Annotated in this window: 15 protein-coding genes; 7 read left to right on the forward strand and 8 right to left on the reverse strand. The window is 42.7% G+C overall.

Annotated elements, in window-relative coordinates; genetic code table 11:
* Positions 1-11 precede the first annotated feature (11 nt).
* Both ACIQZ2_RS02635 and ACIQZ2_RS02640 read left to right on the forward strand, forming a co-directional pair.
* On the forward strand, positions 12-1,535 hold the full coding sequence (locus ACIQZ2_RS02635; RefSeq protein ID WP_395767285.1) for an OstA-like protein: 1,524 nt from the start codon (positions 12-14) through the stop codon (positions 1,533-1,535).
* A gap of 93 nt (positions 1,536-1,628) precedes the next feature.
* Complete coding sequence (locus ACIQZ2_RS02640; RefSeq protein WP_395767286.1) at positions 1,629-2,006, forward strand: T9SS type A sorting domain-containing protein; 378 nt, start codon at positions 1,629-1,631, stop codon at positions 2,004-2,006.
* Between the two features lie 129 nt (positions 2,007-2,135).
* On the opposite strand, the gene htpG is transcribed toward ACIQZ2_RS02640, so the two are convergent.
* Positions 2,136-3,953, reverse strand: coding sequence for a molecular chaperone HtpG (gene htpG / locus ACIQZ2_RS02645; RefSeq protein WP_395767287.1), 1,818 nt, complete (start codon positions 3,951-3,953; stop codon positions 2,136-2,138).
* Between the two features lie 90 nt (positions 3,954-4,043).
* Here htpG and ACIQZ2_RS02650 point away from each other — a divergent pair, with 90 nt between their 5' ends.
* The 4 genes from ACIQZ2_RS02650 (at position 4,044) to lpdA (ending at position 10,888) form a co-directional block, all read left to right on the forward strand.
* Positions 4,044-4,919 carry a type IX secretion system membrane protein PorP/SprF gene (locus ACIQZ2_RS02650; RefSeq protein WP_395767288.1) on the forward strand — a complete coding sequence of 292 codons (876 nt, stop codon included), beginning with the start codon at positions 4,044-4,046 and terminating at the stop codon, positions 4,917-4,919.
* 251 nt (positions 4,920-5,170) lie between these two features.
* The gene (locus tag ACIQZ2_RS02655) at positions 5,171-7,900 is read left to right on the forward strand and encodes a 2-oxoglutarate dehydrogenase E1 component (protein WP_395767289.1); all 2,730 of its coding nucleotides are present in this window, start codon (positions 5,171-5,173) and stop codon (positions 7,898-7,900) included.
* Between the two features lie 9 nt (positions 7,901-7,909).
* Positions 7,910-9,436 (forward strand): 2-oxoglutarate dehydrogenase complex dihydrolipoyllysine-residue succinyltransferase, encoded by a 1,527-nt coding sequence (gene odhB / locus ACIQZ2_RS02660; protein ID WP_395767290.1) that lies wholly within the window; start codon positions 7,910-7,912, stop codon positions 9,434-9,436.
* Positions 9,437-9,481: 45 nt separating this feature from the next.
* Positions 9,482-10,888, forward strand: coding sequence for a dihydrolipoyl dehydrogenase (lpdA, locus tag ACIQZ2_RS02665; protein ID WP_395767291.1), 1,407 nt, complete (start codon positions 9,482-9,484; stop codon positions 10,886-10,888).
* Between the two features lie 179 nt (positions 10,889-11,067).
* Here the strand turns inward: lpdA and ACIQZ2_RS02670 are convergent, their stop codons facing one another.
* Genes ACIQZ2_RS02670 through asnS form a run of 5 tightly spaced genes read right to left on the reverse strand, consistent with a single transcriptional unit; the run spans position 11,068 to position 16,203 of the window.
* Entirely contained in the window at positions 11,068-12,426 is a 1,359-nt protein-coding gene (locus tag ACIQZ2_RS02670; RefSeq protein WP_395767292.1) for an MATE family efflux transporter, read from the reverse strand.
* A gap of 1 nt (position 12,427) precedes the next feature.
* A complete protein-coding gene (gene murA / locus ACIQZ2_RS02675) occupies positions 12,428-13,735 on the reverse strand; it encodes a UDP-N-acetylglucosamine 1-carboxyvinyltransferase (protein ID WP_395767293.1) in 1,308 nt (435 codons plus the stop codon).
* A 5-nt stretch (positions 13,736-13,740) separates the two neighbouring features.
* Positions 13,741-14,397: a DUF4290 domain-containing protein gene (locus ACIQZ2_RS02680; RefSeq protein WP_395767294.1), complete on the reverse strand. Its 657-nt coding sequence runs from the start codon at positions 14,395-14,397 to the stop codon at positions 13,741-13,743.
* 1 nt (position 14,398) lies between these two features.
* Positions 14,399-14,773, reverse strand: coding sequence for a diacylglycerol kinase family protein (locus ACIQZ2_RS02685; protein WP_395767295.1), 375 nt, complete (start codon positions 14,771-14,773; stop codon positions 14,399-14,401).
* Entirely contained in the window at positions 14,773-16,203 is a 1,431-nt protein-coding gene (gene asnS / locus ACIQZ2_RS02690) for an asparagine--tRNA ligase (RefSeq protein ID WP_395767296.1), read from the reverse strand. The genes ACIQZ2_RS02685 and asnS overlap by 1 nt, the downstream gene beginning before the upstream one ends.
* 101 nt (positions 16,204-16,304) lie before the next feature.
* Between asnS and rpoN the strand changes: the two genes are divergently transcribed.
* Entirely contained in the window at positions 16,305-17,741 is a 1,437-nt protein-coding gene (gene rpoN, locus ACIQZ2_RS02695) for an RNA polymerase factor sigma-54 (RefSeq protein ID WP_395767297.1), read from the forward strand.
* Positions 17,742-17,865: 124 nt separating this feature from the next.
* Here rpoN and ACIQZ2_RS02700 read toward each other — a convergent pair whose 3' ends face one another.
* Together ACIQZ2_RS02700 and ACIQZ2_RS02705 are read right to left on the reverse strand one after the other, a co-directional pair.
* Positions 17,866-18,387 carry a hypothetical protein gene (locus ACIQZ2_RS02700; protein WP_395767298.1) on the reverse strand — a complete coding sequence of 174 codons (522 nt, stop codon included), beginning with the start codon at positions 18,385-18,387 and terminating at the stop codon, positions 17,866-17,868.
* 26 nt (positions 18,388-18,413) lie between these two features.
* Positions 18,414-18,650, reverse strand: coding sequence for a hypothetical protein (locus tag ACIQZ2_RS02705; RefSeq protein WP_395767299.1), 237 nt, complete (start codon positions 18,648-18,650; stop codon positions 18,414-18,416).
* Positions 18,651-18,658: the final 8 nt, after the last annotated feature.

Here is an 18,658-nt window from a genome sequence, read left to right on the forward strand (position 1 = left end):
CAAACTTTACTATGCGGCAAAGATACCGAATATTCCTGCTTTTCTTGTTGGTGTTCCCTGCAATCCTGCAGGCGCAAAGTCAATTGGAAGTCATTCGGGCGGATAGTTTGAATGGGGTCCAACAAGAATTAATTATGCGCAAAACCTTAATTGGTCGTGTGCAATTGCGTCAAGGAACGACCTTGTTAAGTTGCGATCAAGCGGTTTTAAATAGCACAACCAATAATGTTGAGGCGTATGGTCACGTTAAAATTGTGCAAGCGGATACCGTGACGATACTTGGCGATACGGCGATTTATAATGGCGATAGCCGACAAGCCTTTATCACTGGGCGCGTGAAGTTGGATGATCATACCATTATTTTAACGACCAACAAACTGGATTATGATATGAATTCGCGTATGGCGATTTATCATACGGGGGCGAAGATTATTGACAAGAAATCTACGTTGACAAGTCGCGAAGGCTTCTATAATACGGTGACGAAAAACTTCTTATTTAAGGAAAAGGTCCGTGTCGTTGACAAAGAAGGCGGGCTCGTACGAGCTGATTCTTTGCGCTATAACACCACTTCCAAAGAGGCCTATTTCATTTGTCCTACGGAGATAATTACCCAAAAAGATACGGTTTTGACGACAGCTGGTTTTTATAATACGCAAACTAAAGTCTCCAATTTTACCGGTCGGTCTACCGCGCGTACTGCCGAATATATTTTATCGGCTGATACACTTTTCTATGATAGTCCCACGCAGATTGGGGTGGCACGCGGAAATGTGGAGTTTTTGAGTCAAAAAGAAAAGGTGATTTTGACGGGGGATCATGGGCGTTATGCGGGGAAGTCGGGTGTGACCCGTGTGTTTGGCCATGCGCTAATGAAGAATATTTTGGAGAAAGACACCTTGTTTTTGACGGCGGACACCTTGGTGTCCATCAACATACAGAAAGATTCGATCCGGAAATTATTTGCCTATAAAAACGTCTTGATTTATAAATCGGATCTCTCCGGGAAGTGCGATTCTCTGGGTTACGATGTGAAGGATTCAACCATTCATTTTTACCAAAAGCCGATTCTTTGGGCCAATGGCTCGCAGATGCAAGCGGATTCCATGTCATTATTTATGACGAACCAAAAGCTGCGCGAGATGCGCTTGCGCGGACATTCCTTTATCATTACCAAAGACTCTGTGGCTCATTATAATCAAATTAAAGGCCGAAAAGTCTGGGTGCATTTTGCTGATGATTCTAAATTGAAGCGCGTGCAAGTGGATGGAAATGGAGAAAGTGTTTATTATGTGATGGACGACAAACAAGTCACCACTGGACTAAATCGCGTTGAATGCAGCCGAATGAACATTTTTTTCGATGATAATAAAGTGAAACGGATTGCCTTTATTACGAAGCCTGAAGCCAAATTTGCGCCTCCTAAAGAGTGGAAAGAGGAACTCGAATATTTAGATGGGTTCAACTGGCGTGCGAAAGAAATTATTACCTTGCCGATGGTCTTGGATCGGGTTCGTACTGTTAAAAAACCTTAAAATTTGGCCTTTTATCCTGTAAATGGCCTGTTTGGCCTTTTCCTTGTTTGCATTGCAATAAAGTATCCCTATTTTCGTTTTAGAAATTCTACGATGAACAAACGCTTTTTACTTTTAGGGTTATTGGTGCTAGGTCTTTTGACCGCAGCTAAGCCTGCACAGGCGCAAGTAGCTAAGTCAGGTGAGAATTATTTATTTGTCAATGATCGTGTTCAAGTTTCTCATTTATATCCCAACCCGGCCGTTGATTATGCGGAAATTGATTTTCAGATCAATGCGGGTGTGCAAGATGTTAAGCTTACCTTCTACAATATTTTAGGTCAAGAAATAAAAGAAATTACCTTAGAACGTGATCAGCGTTCCGCACGAATTCCGATGCGTGATTTTAATAACGGTATGTATATGTACCAATTGACGATCGATGGTCGATCCGTCGCCACCAAGAAATTAATTGTTCGTAAGGGTATGTAAATAAAAAATCCCTGGTCTTTCGGCCAGGGATTTTTTATTGTAGAGACGCAATACTTTGCGTCTTTTTATTGTAGACGCGAGGTATCGCGTCTCTACTTTTTTAGACGCGAGGTATCGCGTCTCTACATTTTATTGCTTGGCGATTGTGCGCTTAATAAACGCTGTCAAATCAGCACCTGTCAATAAATTCTGCGACAAGAGCGCCAAATCCGAGATTTGCTTCGCTAACGCTTTTTGCTCATCCTCCGAAGTAAGCTCAGCTAATTTGCTGATCAACGGGTGATTCGCATTCACCGTGATGTTGTAAGTCGTAGGCATCGCACCAAACATGCTCATACCGCCACCGCCATTCTTCGACATTTCACTCATGCGGCGCATGAATTCATTTTGCGTTACAATTGCAGGCAATTCGTCTGGTGACATCGCTTCCACCGCCACGACTTTTTGTTTGTCATTTAAGGTTTCTTCGAAAACCTTTTTTACGGATTCTTTTTGCGCATCACTCAGAATTGCTTCCAGATTGATACCGGTGTCGATCAACTTTTCAATGCGGTCAGCGTCCACACGTTTCCACTGTGTTTTTTCCAATTTGGCCTCCATCCCTTGAATAAAATGGCTGTCAATCAAGGAATCTAAACGGATTATAGAATAGCCTTTTTGAGTGGCGGATTGAATAAAGGCATCTTGTTGCTGAACATCTGTCGTATATAAATACACTTTATTGCCGTCTTTGTCGGTCTGCGCCGCTTGAACCTCCTCCGCATATTCATCCAGCGTGAAATATTTTCCAGCCATATCTTGCACCAAACAGAAATCTTTGGCTTTCTCCATGAATTTCTCGTCGGAAATCATACCGTATTTGATAAATAGGCCAATATTGGCAAATTTCTCCTCAAACGCCGTACGATCCGACTTGAATAATTCGGCCAATTTATCTGCTACTTTCTTCGTGATGTACGAGTTGATTTTCTTCACATTCGAATCCGCCTGTAAGAATGAACGCGATACGTTCAACGGAATATCGGGTGAGTCGATGACCCCATGCAACAACATTAAGAATTCAGGAACGATGTCTTTGACTTCGTCGGTGATGAATACTTGCCGACTGTACAACTGGATCTTCTCCCGCTGCAATTGCATCTCGTTCTTCACTTTCGGGAAGTACAAAATACCCGTTAAATTAAAGGGATAATCAACGTTCAAATGGATCCAGAATAACGGTTTTTCTTGCATTGGGTACAATTCATCATAGAATTGTAAGTAATCTTCATCCGTTAAATCAGCGGGTGATTTGGTCCAAATCGGACTTGGGTTGTTGATGATTTTCTCTTGAAACTCAATCGGCATAGGCAAAAACTTGCCGTACTTATCTAAAATTGATTTCAATCGGTACTCCTCTAAAAACTCTTCTGAATCTTCCGCAATGTGCAAGATGATGTCCGTTCCGCGCGTCTTCTTTTTCGCAGATGCGATGGAATATTCGGTGGAACCGTCGCAAATCCAACGCGCCGCCTCGGCACCATCTTGATACGATTTTGATATAATTTCAACTTCTTTTGAAACCATAAATGCGGAATAGAAGCCTAAGCCAAAATGACCGATGATTCCTTTGTCATCACCCTGGTCCTTGTATTTTTCCACAAATTCTGTGGCGCCAGAGAACGCAATTTGATTGATGTATTTTTTAATTTCTTCGGCCGTCATTCCGATTCCATTATCTGAAATCGTGATTGTCTTCTTGTCTTTATCGAAGCTTACCTTAACTTTTAACTCACCCAATTCACCATTGAATTCACCAATAGAACTCAAGCGTTTGATTTTTTGGGTGGCGTCTACTGCGTTGGAAACCAACTCACGAAGGAAAATCTCGTGGTCCGAATAGAGAAATTTTTTGATGATGGGAAAAATATTCTCGGTGTGAATGGAGATGTTACCTGTTTCTTTCATGTTTAATTGAGATTAAAAATCATAAATTTGAATATCGTTGGTATCAAATGCCACTCCATATCTAATTGAAGTGTCATATTGTCAGATTTTATGAAAAAATTACTTCTGTTGCTTTTGATTGGGCAGGTGGCATTAGGCCAACAAGAGTCCCTTCGGATGGTCTACCCTTTCATTCCACTTGGGATTAATCCGGCGGAAGCTGGGCATAAAGGAGTAGCGTCAATCACTGGAATTTATCGTAAGAAGCCCTTGTTCCAGCAAAATTTTGGTGGTTCCTCTCAGCAATTTTTTAGTTTTGATATGCCCATCGCCGATGGAAAAGGAGGTTTTGGATTTTTAGCATATAACATCGATCAATCCTATCGATTACCCCAGGGTGGGCTGGCGGCTAATTTAGGTTTGTCCGCCGTAGGATCTTACGCCAAGGAATGGGGAAGGGGCCATAGCTTGCGTTTTGGAGCGCAGGTAGGTGTTGATCAATATCCGATTTTGGATAGAACGGGTACCGCGGTTTTACGTGGCAGTTTCGGTTTGGGGGTCATTTATGCACACGATCAATTGATGGTAGGATTAAGTAAACCTACACTTGAGGCGCCAACTTATCTTCGAGCTACTTATCTTTTGCATTTGGATGATTCATTTGTCACCAAATTCGGTTCATTAGTGCGAGTTTCCGGAAACGATACTAAAATCGATGGACATGCCACAGTATGGTGGCATGAAAAAGTAGGTTTGGGCCTTTGGTATCAAGGAACTGGGTCAGAATTTGGAGATGCTGCCCTATTAGTAAGTTCGGAAGTTGCTTTGGGAAGAAATTTTCGCGTAGGATATGCATATGATTTATTAGGTAAAAATATAGCCATAAGTGCACAAACCAGTTCTGGTGTTGCGTCTGGATTTCATCAAATTTTTCTGCGTTATGAAGTTGATTTAGGTAATGGTAGGATTGCTGAATTTCGACCTTAAGGGAATAGGTGTTTTTTTTGACTTTGGAAGGATATTGTTGGAATAAATAAAGATTTATTTAACTCACACATAAATAGGATTTTTTCCAAAGAAATTTGTGCACTTGTGTAACATAAAAACCTATGGATTGTTGGGTTTTATTGCCGAGAGTGTATTAAATTGCGTGGATTTTTTTCGCGAGAATTAAATTTACCTAAACCAAAACAATAACGTTTGAAACTTTTTCTAGTCAACGGCTAGAATTTTACATTATGGATCCATTTTCCTACGTAGCAAATGCAGATACGCAAGTCATTGCCGACTTGTATGAAGCCTATAAACAAGACCCTAATTCCGTAGATAGCTCCTGGAGAGATTTCTTCAAGGGTTTCGATTTTTCACAAACCTGGTTAGGGGAAGGTTCGCCAGTAGGTGCCGTTTCAGCTGATTCAGGTCACGTGCAAAAAGAGATGGCCGTGATTTCATTAATCAAGGCTTTTCGTTCGCGCGGACACTTGCTGTCAAAAACCAATCCCGTGCGTGAGCGAAAGGATCGTCAGCCGCGTTTGGGATTAACCGATTATGCGCTATCTGATGCGGATTTAGATACTGTTTTCCAAGCGGGAACCTTTTTAGGCATTGGTCCAGCCACGTTGCGTCAAATCCAAGATGCCTTGTACAAAATTTATGCGGGAACCATCGGTTTTGAATATTCATACATCCGTGAGGTAGCAACGAAAGAATGGTTACGCAACAAGATTGAAAAGGAAGCGTTGGCATTCAATCCTTCTATTGAAAAGAAAAAACATATCCTGGAGAAATTAAACGAAGCAGTCGTTTTCGAAAATTTCTTGGGTACCAAATATTTAGGCCAAAAGCGCTTCGGACTTGAAGGTGGTGAATCTACTATCCCAGGTTTGGATGCGATTATTAATACTTCTGCCGATCTAGGTGTGAAAGAAGCCATGATCGGTATGGCGCACCGCGGTCGTTTGAATGTACTGGCCAACATCATGCACAAATCGTACGAATCAATCTTTGATGGTTTCGAAGGAAATGTGCCTGACGAGATTCATGGTGATGGTGACGTAAAATACCATTTAGGGTATTCATCTAAGCATATTTCACCAAACGGTAGCGAAATTTCATTGAAATTAGCGCCCAATCCATCCCATTTAGAGGCTGTAAATCCTCTAGTAGAAGGCTTCTGCCGCGCAACGGCCGATGCACATTACGCCGGGGATACCTCAAAAGTGTTGCCGATTTTGATTCACGGAGATGCCGCGGTAGCCGGACAAGGTATCGTGTATGAAGTGACCCAAATGGCGAAATTGAAAGGTTATTCAACGGGTGGAACAATCCACTTTGTGATTAACAACCAAGTAGGATTTACGACCGATTTTGAAGATGCACGTTCTGCTATCTACTGCACAGATGTGGCGAAGATTATTGACGCACCGGTATTCCACGTAAATGGAGATGATCCAGAAGCGGTGGTTTTTGTATCGCGTATCGCTGCTGAATTCCGTCAGGAATTTGGTCGTGACGTATTCGTCGATATGGTTTGTTACCGTCGGAATGGACACAACGAGTCAGATGAGCCGCGTTTCACGCAGCCTACGTTGTATGCCAACATAACCAATCACCCAAATCCGCGTGAGATTTATACACAGAAATTAATCAAGCAAGGTGAAATTGCTGCGAAATTAGCTGAGCAAATGGATGCTGAATTCAAGGCAGAGTTACAAGCGCGTTTGGATTTGGTGAAACAAAAAGTTCGCCCTCCATACATTCCGTTGAAATTAGATAATGCCTGGTCGGCATTGCGCTACTCAACCGAAAAAGACTTCGATAAATCTCCTAAAACGGCCATTTCTCAAGCGGTAGTGGATCAGGTAGCCAAAGCAATTACGACGTTGCCCAAAGGTTTTGTCGCCTTGAAGCAAATTGAAAAAGTAATTGCCGACCGCAAAGTATACTTCGAAAAAGGTGAATTAAACTGGGCTACGGCTGAGTTATTAGCATACGGTTCATTGTTAGTAGAAGGGAAAGCGGTTCGTTTATCAGGTCAAGATGTTCAAAGAGGGACGTTTTCTCACCGCCATGCGGTATTGCACGATGCCAACACCAATGAAAATTATAGTTCGTTAAATCATATTTCCGACAAGCAGGAAGAAGCACAAATCCATAATTCATTACTGTCAGAATATGGCGTCTTAGGATATGAATTCGGCTATGCTTTAGCGAATCCCAATGCCCTCGTTATTTGGGAGGCGCAGTTTGGTGATTTTGCCAATGGTGCGCAGACGATGATAGATCAGTTTGTTTCTTCACACGAATCGAAGTGGGGGACACAAAATGGCTTAGTGATGTTGTTGCCACACGGTTACGAGGGTCAAGGACCGGAGCACTCGAATGCCCGTCCAGAGCGTTTCTTGCAATTAGCTGCGGAGAATAATATGGTGATTGCGAATTTGACAACGCCGGCGAATATATTCCATGCGTTGCGCCGTCAATTAACGTGGGAGTTCCGCAAGCCGCTTGTGGTGATGTCACCTAAGTCAATTTTCCGTCATCCGAAGGTCGTTTCGAAATTGGATGCCTTTACCAAAGGTTCCTTCCAAGAAGTGATTGGCGATGATTACGCAGATAAAGCGAAGGTAAAACGTGTGTTGATCTGTTCAGGAAAAGTATATTTTGACTTATTAGATCGTCAAGAAAAAGATAAGCGTAAGGATGTGGCGATTATCCGTTTGGAGCAATTACACCCATTCCCAACGAAGCAAGTGGAAGCGGAATTGGCAAAATACAAATCGGCAGAAATTTTCTACGTGCAAGAAGAACCGGAAAACATGGGCTATTGGTCGTATGTGATTCGTGAGTTTGGTTGGTCACGTTTTGCCAAATTAGTTGCACGTAAGAAATCGGCCTCACCGGCGACTGGATTCTTGAAGGTGCATGGAGAGGAGCAGGCAGCATTGATAAATAGAGCATTTGAATAATCGAATATTATGGCTATAGAAATGAAAGTGCCCGCGGTGGGCGAGTCAATCACGGAAGTAACGGTTGCCACTTGGAACAAAAAAGAAGGCGATCACGTGAAATTGGATGAGGTGTTGTGCGAACTAGAGTCGGACAAAGCCACATTTGAATTGCCAGCTGAGGCTGAAGGTATTTTGCACATTGTGGCAAAAGAAGGCGATGTTTTGCCGATCGGAGCAGTTATTTGCACGATTGAGGCAGGCGGTGCGACCGCATCGGTTACGGTAGCAGACGCCGCTCCAGCAGCAGTTGCAGCTCCTGCACCCGCAGCAGCGCCGGCTCCTGCAGCAGGTCCATCGACCGTGTTGGAAGTTAAAGTTCCCGCAGTAGGAGAGTCAATTTCAGAAGTAACCGTTTCGGTTTGGAATAAGAAAACAGGTGATGTTGTTTCCTTGGACGAAGTTCTTTGCGAACTAGAGTCGGATAAAGCGACTTTCGAATTACCAGCTGAATCAGCAGGTGTATTAGAAATTATTGCCCAACCAGGTTCTGTGGTACCTATCGGAGGCTTGTTGGCCAAAATCACCGTAGGTGGTTCCGTGGCAGCAGCACCAGCGGCGGCCCCAGCACCAGCAGCAGCGGCCCCAGCAGCGGCAGCTTCTTCCGATGCAACGTATGCAGCTGGTCATCCATCTCCAGCGGCAGCCAAAATATTAGATGAAAAAGGAATTGCGGCAGCTTCGGTTGCGGGTTCAGGTGTAGGCGGACGTATCACGAAAGAAGATGCGATGGCAGCTTCGAAGCCAGCGGCGGCTGCACCAACAGCGGCTTCGGCTTCTGCACCAGCAGTAGCACAAGGCGGAACGCGTCGTGAGAAAATGAGTTCATTGCGTAAAACAGTTGCCCGTCGTTTGGTAGCTGTGAAAAATGAGACGGCGATGTTGACAACCTTCAACGAGGTAGACATGAAGCCGGTCATGGATTTACGTGGCAAATACAAAGATAAATTCAAGGAGAAACATGGCGTGGGCTTAGGCTTTATGTCCTTCTTCACGAAAGCGGTTTGCGTTGCTTTGAAGGAATATCCTTCGGTGAATGCGAAGATCGATGGAGATGAAATCGTGTTCCATGATTATTGCGATATTTCGATTGCGGTTTCTGCACCAAAAGGTTTAGTGGTACCTGTGATTCGTTCGGCAGAGAACTTGTCATTAGCGGGCATTGAATCTGAAGTGGTTCGTTTGGCAGGAAAAGCACGTGAGAATAAATTGAGTTTGGAAGAAATGAGTGGCGGAACCTTTACGATCACGAATGGTGGGGTATTTGGTTCGATGCTTTCTACGCCAATCATCAATGCACCACAAGTAGCGATCTTAGGTATGCACAATATTGTGGAGCGCCCAGTGGTTGTTGACGGTCAAATCGTTATTCGTCCGATCATGTATTTGGCATTATCGTATGATCACCGCATCATCGATGGCCGGGAGTCGGTGAGTTTCTTAGTTCGCCTAAAGCAACTATTAGAGGATCCAGCTCGTTTATTATTAGATATTTAATGACTAGAATAGGCCTTGCGGGGCCTATTCGCTTTCAATCGCCTTATGCAAGAATTTGACGTTGTCGTAATTGGTTCGGGTCCTGGTGGATATGTTTCGGCTATCCGTTCGGCCCAATTGGGTTTCAAAGTGGCTATCGTGGAGAAATATGCCGTGATGGGTGGAACGTGTTTGAACGTAGGATGTATTCCTTCGAAAGCATTGTTGGACTCTTCGGAGCATTACCACAATGCGGTCCATACCTTCCAAGATCATGGAATCGATATTTCAAAGCCAAAGGTCAATATGGACCAAATGATCAAGCGCAAAGCGGGTGTGGTTTCGAATTTGAACGCTGGTATTGCGTATTTGATGAAGAAAAACAAGATCACTACCTTCCACGGTTTGGGATCATTTGATTCAGCGAAAACAGTTAAAGTGACCAAAGAAGATGGTTCTTCGGAGGTGATTTCGGGAAAGAATATTGTGATTGCGACGGGATCTAAGCCAACGGTCCTTCCATTCATTCCAGTAGATAAGGATCGTATTATTACGTCGACGGAAGCCTTGAAAATGAAGGAAGTTCCTAAGCACTTAATCGTGATCGGAGCGGGGGTAATCGGCGCTGAATTAGGTTCTGTTTATGCACGTTTAGGTTCGAAAGTGTCGTTTGTTGAGTTTGCAGATAGCATGATCGCAACAATGGATAAGACAATGGGCAAGGAATTGCAAAAGTCGATTGCCAAATTAGGCGCTGATTTTTACTTGTCACATAAAGTAACGGGTGCATCGGTGAAGGGGAAAGAGGTTACCGTGAAAGCACAAGATGCATCGGGTAAGGAAGTAGAGATTAAAGGAGATTATTGTTTGGTGTGTATCGGTCGCCGACCGTATACGGATGGATTGAACTTGGCAGCGGCGGGATTAACTGCCGATGAGCGTGGCCGGATCGCGGTAGATGAACATACGCTTCAAACATCAGTTCCAGGAATTTATGCAATTGGTGACGTGGTTCGTGGAGCGATGCTTGCACATAAAGCTGAGGAAGAAGGAACTTTAGTAGCAGAAGTTATTGCGGGCCAAAAGCCGCATATCAATTATAATTTAATTCCAGGCGTTGTTTACACCTGGCCAGAAGTGGCTTCGGTAGGGAAGACGGAACAAGAATTAAAAGCGGCTGGTATCGCTTACAAAGAAGGTTCATTCCCGTTCAAGGCTTTGGGTCGTTCGATTGCATCGGGAGATGTGGATGGTTTGGCGAAGGTGTTGGCAGATGCAACGACCGATGAGATTTTAGGTGTTCACATCATCGGTGCTCGTGCGGCGGATATTATCGCGGAAGCGGTTGTTGCGATGGAATACCGTGCATCAGCGGAAGATGTGGCGCGTATGTCACACGCTCACCCGACGTACACGGAAGCGTTGAAAGAGGCTTGCTTGGCCGCTACGGCTAAAAGGTCAATACATTCTTAGACGTCAGCCACTGGACGTTAGACTTTAGATATAACAAAAAAGACGCGAATGATGCGTCTTTTTTGTTATTGTAGAGACGAGATACTTCGCGTCTTTTTCGTTTGTGATTTAAGACGCGAGGTATCGCGTCTCTACAGATTTCGTCCAACGTCTAGCGTCCAACGTCTAACGTCTAATTTTTATTCCACCGTAAGTGTTTCTAAATCAATCGTTTTCGCCCGGGCATAAAAACGCCAGGAAAGCAAGACCGAGGAGCATAGCAAACTAGCCGTTAATCCCATCCAGATGCCCACGGCACCTACGCCCTGATAAATACCGACGTAGTAGGAGAGTGGAATGCCGATTCCCCAGTAAGAGAAAATTGTGATACCCGTGGGGATATTCACATCCTGAAGACCACGAAGTAAACCTAGAGAAACGGCTTGAATGCCGTCAAATAGCTGAAAAATTGCGCCCCAAACGACCAGTGTCACTGCGATTGCGATCACCGATGGTTCTTGGGTATAGCCTCGCACTAAAATATCCTTTCCGAAGAAAAAGACCAACGCACAAACACCCATGAATACAATGGATAATACCAGCGCCGCATTACCTGAGGTAAATATACCAGGTCGATTTCGCTCGCCTATGTCTGCGCCAACTAATATTCCTCCCGCCGCTGCGATGCCGGTAGCCATCATGTAAGTTAAAGAGGCCATATTGATGGCCACAATATGTGCCGCCTGCGCTGTCACTGAAATCCAGCCCATCATGACCACGGCCATACCGAAGGTTGCAATCTCAAAAAATCCCTGCATTCCGGATGGAATACCGATTTTCAAAATAGTTTTTTCGAGGACATTGGCCTCAGCATGTACATGCTTTTTAGCCAGATACTTGCTGAAATCAGCGATTTTAAAAATATAAATAGCCAAAGAGCTAGTCATTAAAATACGCGCAAGTAAGGTGGCAATCCCAGCCCCAAACAATCCCATGGCAGGAATTGGGCCAAGGCCATTGATGAAAATATGATTGAAGATAACATTGAAAATCAATGCACCCAATGTGATGTACATCGCCACCGAGGTTTTTTGTAAACCATCCGTAAAACTTTTTAAGGCTGAAAATAAAAAGATGGGTAAAACCGAAATGGCAATTAATGCTAAATAGGGAAGAGTCAAGGCTTTATTGGCCGCCGTCTGTTGGAACAAGTCGTAATTCATGCCAGCCACGCCAATCAACAAGATGGTAATCACCGCTAATAAAATAGCCACACGGATATTGGCACGCAATAAATTCCCACATTCCGTGAAATCACCTTCCGCCTCAGCTTTGGAAATCATCGGCGCTACAATCTGCATGCAGATTAGACCCACAATCGCTATGGTAAAGAAGATACTTCCCGCCATGCCGGAAGCACCTAAACTTTCGGCAGCTCCTGTCGACATTTGGCCTACCTGAATCGTGTCGGCTAAACCCATGAGCATGACGCCGAGTTGGCCTACCACAATCGGCATGGCCAATTTAACCGTCTGCTTAATCTTCGCCTGAAACGCCATCTTAAATACGGACTATTTCTGCGCCAATTGCATTTAAGCGTGTGTCGATGTTTTGGTATCCTCGGTCTATCTGTTCGATATTGTCGATGATGGATGTGCCGTTTGCCGACATCGCTGCGATCAACAAGGAAACACCTGCACGAATATCTGGAGATGACATGCGAATGCCTTTCAACGTTTGCTTGCGATCAAAGCCAACAACCGTTGCACGGTGTGGATCACATAAAATGATTTGGGCGCCCATCTCGATCAAACGATCCACAAAGAATAAACGGGATTCAAACATTTTTTGGTGAATCAATACCGTTCCTTTCGCTTGGATCGCTGTCACTAAGATGATGGATAACAAGTCAGGCGTGAAACCTGGCCAAGGGTGATCGGAAATGGTCAACATCGATCCATCGATGAAGTTTTCCAATTCGTAATGTTCCTGTGATGGGATGAAAATATCATCACCACGGAATTCCATTTGAATACCTAATTTCTTAAATACCTCAGGAATGATGCCTAGTTCAGGAATTTGGCAGTTTTTTATCGTGATTTCAGATTGCGTCATCACGGCCATGCCGATGAACGAACCGATCTCAATCATATCGGGTAGCATGGTGTGCTCTGTGCCATGAAGTACATCAACACCTTCGATTACTAATAAATTTGAACCAATGCCTGAGATTTTAGCTCCCATTCGGTTCAACATTTTCGATAATTGTTGCAAATAAGGTTCACATGCAGCGTTATAGATTGTTGTTTTCCCTTTTGCCAAAACAGCAGCCATCAAAATATTCGCTGTTCCCGTAACAGAAGCCTCATCCAACAACATATAAGCACCTTGCAATTGAGAGGCATCTACTTCGTAAATCCCGCCATCTTCAGGGCTATAATTGAATTTAGCGCCTAATTTCATGAAGCCGAAAAAGTGGGTGTCTAAGCGGCGACGGCCAATTTTATCTCCACCTGGGGAAGGAATACGTCCCTTTTTAAAGCGAGCCAAAGTCGGCCCCAATAACATCACCGAACCACGTAAAGCAGCCGCTTTTTTCTTGTAGGTTTCAGATTCCAAGTAGTCGATGTTCACTTGAGACGCATCGAATTCGATACTTGATTCAGACAAACGACGCATACTCACGCCCATATCGCCAAGTAAATCAATTAATTGATTGACGTCACGAATGTTTGGAATGTTGTGGATGGTTACAGGCTCCGCTGTTAAAACCACAGCACACAAAATTTGTAATGCTTCGTTTTTCGCTCCTTGTGGAGTAATTTCACCTTTCATCCGGCGGCCACCGGTTACTTTAAATGATGCCATAAATCTTACTTATTTTTGCGGTAGTTGTTATTTCGATTGTTGTTATTTCTGAAATTATTTTTTCGGAAATTATTATTTCGGTTATTATTACTGTTCGGGTATTCAGGTGCATTATAGGCGTTTCTTGCATTATTAGCCACCTTTGCATGCCCTAATGTCTCTTGGGACAATTCATCTACGATACTTCCCAGTAGGTTTTCTGACATCTCTTTTATATTCTGCCAAATGACAGAATCATCTACTGAATCTTTATTCCAGGTAACATAGAAGCCTTTCATTAAGCGAGCGATGTAGGCAACGAGTATTTTTTTGTCTTCTAATTTCTCTTCAGCAATGGCACGCAGAATTAATAACTCGACATTTCTGCCATAATGTTTGAATTTCAGATGGTGCTGATTGTATGCTACTTTACGAGGCGCTTTTCCTACTGATTCAGGTGAAGGAGGCGGAAAAGGGCCTTGTACATCCAGTTCGAAATTGGACATAATGAATAAATCATCCCAAAGTTTTTTGGAATAATCTTGGCTATTATCCTTCATATTGGGATGAATTTGTTTCATCAAATCCACCATGATAAAGGCATATTTAGTACGCTGCTCGCGGTCGGAGATGGTCATAATGTAATTGACCAATTTTTGTACACTCGATCCGTATTCTTTCATATTAATTCGATAATGTTAACCACATCCATAGATGCGGCAATGCAATTAGGCAAAAAACTAGGATTGCCCATAAAGACATCACTAAAACAGCACCCGCTGCATAGTCTTTTACTTGTTTGGCCAATGGATGATGTTCAGGCGAAACCAAGTTCGTCAAACGCTCAATGGATGAATTAAATAACTCCGCTACCCAAACACAGGCTACAGCTAAACTAATCCAAATCCATTCTTGCGAACTAAAATCAAATTTATAGCCCACATAAATCACCAGCATTGTTGATGCCAAATGGATTTTGGCATTTCGTTCCTGTTTAATGAGATTTATGATCCCATCAATTGCATGGCCAATACTTTGGTTTACCTTTTTTAAGCTCATTAAAATTCAGCTGATTTAGGTGTTCTTGGGAATGGAATAACATCACGGATGTTGCTCATGCCAGTTACAAATAACACTAAACGCTCAAAACCTAGTCCAAAGCCCGCATGTGGAGCTGAACCGAATTTTCGAGTTTCTAAATACCACCATATCGATTCTTCTTCAATACCTACATCTTTGGTACGCTGTAATAATTTTTCAAAATCATCTTCCCGTTGGGAACCACCAATAATCTCACCAATGCCAGGAAATAGGACATCCATCGCCCGCACTGTTTTGCCGTCCTCGTCCAATTTCATGTAGAATGCCTTAATGTCTTTCGGGTAATTCGTCAAGATTACAGGCTTTTTGAAATGTTTTTCCACTAACCAGCGCTCATGCTCGGATTGCAAATCGATACCCCATTCTACTGGGTACTGGAATTTGCCTTGCTTATGTGTTTTAGATTGTAAAAGTATGTTGATAGCTTCCGTATAGGTGATTCGTTCAAAATCATTCTCTGTTACAAAGCGTAATTTTTCAGTCAGGGTTAATTCCGATTGTTCTTCTTTTTTCTTCGTTTTTTCTTCCTCCAATAAACGTTTTTCAAGGAAGGCGATGTCGTCTGGGCAGTGGTCTAGCGCGTATTTGATGCAATATTTGGTGAAGTCCTCCGCCAAATTCATGTTGTCTTCTAATTCATTAAAGGCCACTTCTGGCTCGATCATCCAGAACTCCGCCAAGTGACGAGTCGTGTTTGAATTTTCCGCACGGAACGTAGGTCCAAACGTATATACCTTAGATAATGCCATAGCACCCAGCTCGCCTTCTAGTTGGCCCGAAACAGTCAAATTCGTCTCTTTACCAAAGAAATCTTCTTTGAAATCTACTTTTCCATCATCCGTGATAGGGGGATTGGTCGCAGACAAGGTCGTTACGCGGAACATTTCACCAGCACCTTCAGCATCAGAACCTGTAATGATGGGCGTATGCAAGTAAAAGAACTGGTTAGCATTAAAATAGCTATGCACAGCAAATGCTAATGCATGGCGTACACGAAGAATGGCAGAGAATGTATTTGTACGGGGGCGCAAATGCGCAATTTCACGTAAAAATTCCAAAGAGTGTTTTTTGGGTTGTAAAGGGTATTTTTCTGGATCGGCAACACCATAAACGTCAATTGATTGAACTTGCAATTCTACGGATTGGCCTTGTCCTTGTGATGGAATTAATGTGCCTGTCATGGCAATACAAGCCCCGGTAGTAACAACTTTTAGCGTTTCTTCCGAAACGGCTCCATCCGAAACGACCCCTTGAATGTTGTGAATCGTTGAACCATCGTTTAAAGCAATGAATACTACATTGGCTGAAACACGTTTGGTCCGAACCCAACCTTTAATGACAAGGGTTTGATTGGATGGGGATAAGGAAAGGATTTGTTTAATTTGCATAAATGATTCTCAAATGCCCTTAATTGGACGCAATAAGCCTCAAAAATACCACAAAAAAACCGAATTTTTTCAATTATTTTTGTATTTAAATTTACATTCGTATGCAGGGTTTATCCATTAAGTTAGCGCAACAGCAACGACTTTCTCCGCAGCAAATTCAGCTGATAAAATTGTTGCAAATCCCAACGGCCGAATTGGCTGCGCGGATTGAGGCAGAATTGGAGGAAAATCCTGCTTTGGAGGAAGGGATTTCAGAAGAGCGTTTGGAAGATTTGGGTGACAATGAAAATGTGGACGACTTGGCAAACGATGAGTTGGCTATCGATGATTATCTTCAAGATGATTATGCGGGATACAAAATGGCGGGTGATTCTTATGATCCCAATGAGGAAATGCGCGAACGACCTATGCCTACCGTTCCCAGCGCTGAGGAGTTTTTATTGATGCAAATAGGGTTTGTTATTACGAATGAACGGTCTCGCATCATTGCCGAGCAAATAATAGGTTCTTTAGAAGATGATGGCTATTTGCGTCGAAATATTGAAAGTGTCGTCAATGATTTAGCTTTTACGCTTGGCTTTGAAACCGATTTCAATGAAGTCGAGGAGGTACTCAAAAAGGTACAGCAATTAGACCCTGCCGGCATAGGTGCAAGGGATTTACAAGAATGCTTATCTATCCAATTGCATCGTAAACACATAGCGGATGACGAGGCCTTGCAAGTCGCTATCCGCCTGATCGATCAATTTTTCGATGATTTTTCGAAGAAACATTACAGTCAGCTTCAACAAAAGTTGGCCGTAGACGAAGCTTTATTAAAGAAAGCGATTAAAATAATAACCCATTTAAACCCTAAGCCAGGAGGCAGCGATGCAGGGGAGGTGGCTCCTTTTTTGCAACCTGATTTCATTGTTAGTCAATTGGATGGAAAATTAGAAATCAAGTTAAACGGAAAAAATGCCCCTGAATTGCGTGTAAGTAAGTCCTTTCAGGAAATGTTACAAACCTATTCCAAAGGCGATAAGCAACACAAAGAAGTCAAAGAGGCGGTGACCTTTATTAAACACAAATTGGATTCAGCTTCCTGGTTTATCCAGGCGATTCAGCAGCGACAAGGTACATTACTTAAGACCATGGAAAGCATTGTGGGTAAACAGTATGATTTTTTTCAAACGGGGGACGAGTCAAAATTAAAGCCGCTTCGCATGAAAGAAATTGCAGAGGTGATTGAAATGGATATATCAACCGTTTCGCGCGTGGTTTCCGCGAAATCAGTTCAAACGGATTTCGGGATATATCCTTTGAAATATTTCTTCACAGAAGGTATAACCCATGAGTCAGGAGAGGATTTTTCAACAAGAGAGGTGAAGAATATTCTACGGGAAATTATTGCAGCAGAACCACATGAAACGCCATATTCTGATGAAGAATTGGAAGGCTTGTTGGCAGAAAAAGGATTTATCGTTAAACGCCGTACCGTGGCAAAGTACCGCGAGCAATTAGGAATAGCAGTAGCCAGATTACGAAGAGAATTATAACTAAGCCGTTTATAAAAAATCAAAGAAGTTTGAAAGCTTATTTGGTGCCTTAATAAATAAAATTTAGGAATTAAAAATAGGTCTACTATTTCTGATTCCTAAATTTTTGTTCAAGCTTACCCGATTAATGGTAGATTATATCGACACAGTTATCATCAGTTCTGGTAATGGTGGCAGAAATGGAATTTTTATTTTTTGATTCCATGTATTTTTCTACTTCACTAATGCAATTGTAAGCAGACTTTAATCCACAAATGTGACATTTACCATCTGGTACTGGTTCAGTTTCTGAATCTACCTTGATGTCCGTGTTTTTACTTTCCGCGATTCCTATGAGAATGGAATTGTGAAATTTATTGTTAGGGTCTTTATCAATGGTTAGAATAGCAACATAATTTTGTTGTGGATTATTTTTTTTCAGGATATCCAATGCATTAACGGCCCCGTCAATTTGATCAATAAACCGTCTTTCTAATGCGGTAGCTTTCAGGTATTCTTCTTTGGTAACGGATTTATACATTGCCCCGTTTTCAATGTATGTGGTACGTGTCACCATGGCTTTTTCCTTTGAGCACGAAAAAATCAGAAATGGTATGGCTAATGTGAAAAAAATGTTTTTCAATAAATTCGATTGGTAATTTTTCATATGAATTTGGGTTAGGTGATAAATGCTTAAGGTATCAACAAATAGGGAAGATTATGTCCAATAAACTTATAATTTGATAGGTAAAAGGTCGATAAATGATAAAATGAGGCCTGGGCCTCACAAAAAATCAGGTTATTCGATTTATTCATTAAGCCATACGCTTGGCTTCTTGGTAATCGTTCAAGTTTGAGCACATGTCTTTCTGTAGTTGCTAGCTCGCGATTCAAGCGTAATTCTGTATAGCTCTTTTCATAAAATTTCATACCTTGTA

It is taken from the genome of Aquirufa sp. (assembly GCF_044342065.1).
In the GTDB taxonomy this organism is placed as follows: Bacteria; Bacteroidota; Bacteroidia; order Cytophagales; family Spirosomataceae; genus Aquirufa.

What these genes read in the sequence shown, in the direction of transcription:
- odhB (WP_395767290.1), top strand. Translation starts at nt 7,910, where the DNA reads ATGGCTATAGAAATGAAAGTGCCCGCGGTGGGCGAGTCAATCACGGAA.
- ACIQZ2_RS02680 (WP_395767294.1), bottom strand. Translation starts at nt 14,397, where the DNA reads ATGAAAGAATACGGATCGAGTGTACAAAAATTGGTCAATTACATTATG.
- ACIQZ2_RS02685 (WP_395767295.1), bottom strand. Translation starts at nt 14,773, where the DNA reads ATGAGCTTAAAAAAGGTAAACCAAAGTATTGGCCATGCAATTGATGGG.
- ACIQZ2_RS02640 (WP_395767286.1), top strand. Translation starts at nt 1,629, where the DNA reads ATGAACAAACGCTTTTTACTTTTAGGGTTATTGGTGCTAGGTCTTTTG.
- murA (WP_395767293.1), bottom strand. Translation starts at nt 13,735, where the DNA reads ATGGCATCATTTAAAGTAACCGGTGGCCGCCGGATGAAAGGTGAAATT.
- ACIQZ2_RS02650 (WP_395767288.1), top strand. Translation starts at nt 4,044, where the DNA reads ATGAAAAAATTACTTCTGTTGCTTTTGATTGGGCAGGTGGCATTAGGC.
- asnS (WP_395767296.1), bottom strand. Translation starts at nt 16,203, where the DNA reads ATGCAAATTAAACAAATCCTTTCCTTATCCCCATCCAATCAAACCCTT.
- ACIQZ2_RS02635 (WP_395767285.1), top strand. Translation starts at nt 12, where the DNA reads ATGCGGCAAAGATACCGAATATTCCTGCTTTTCTTGTTGGTGTTCCCT.
- lpdA (WP_395767291.1), top strand. Translation starts at nt 9,482, where the DNA reads ATGCAAGAATTTGACGTTGTCGTAATTGGTTCGGGTCCTGGTGGATAT.
- ACIQZ2_RS02700 (WP_395767298.1), bottom strand. Translation starts at nt 18,387, where the DNA reads ATGAAAAATTACCAATCGAATTTATTGAAAAACATTTTTTTCACATTA.
- ACIQZ2_RS02670 (WP_395767292.1), bottom strand. Translation starts at nt 12,426, where the DNA reads ATGGCGTTTCAGGCGAAGATTAAGCAGACGGTTAAATTGGCCATGCCG.
- rpoN (WP_395767297.1), top strand. Translation starts at nt 16,305, where the DNA reads ATGCAGGGTTTATCCATTAAGTTAGCGCAACAGCAACGACTTTCTCCG.
- htpG (WP_395767287.1), bottom strand. Translation starts at nt 3,953, where the DNA reads ATGAAAGAAACAGGTAACATCTCCATTCACACCGAGAATATTTTTCCC.
- ACIQZ2_RS02655 (WP_395767289.1), top strand. Translation starts at nt 5,171, where the DNA reads ATGGATCCATTTTCCTACGTAGCAAATGCAGATACGCAAGTCATTGCC.
- ACIQZ2_RS02705 (WP_395767299.1), bottom strand. Translation starts at nt 18,650, where the DNA reads ATGAAATTTTATGAAAAGAGCTATACAGAATTACGCTTGAATCGCGAG.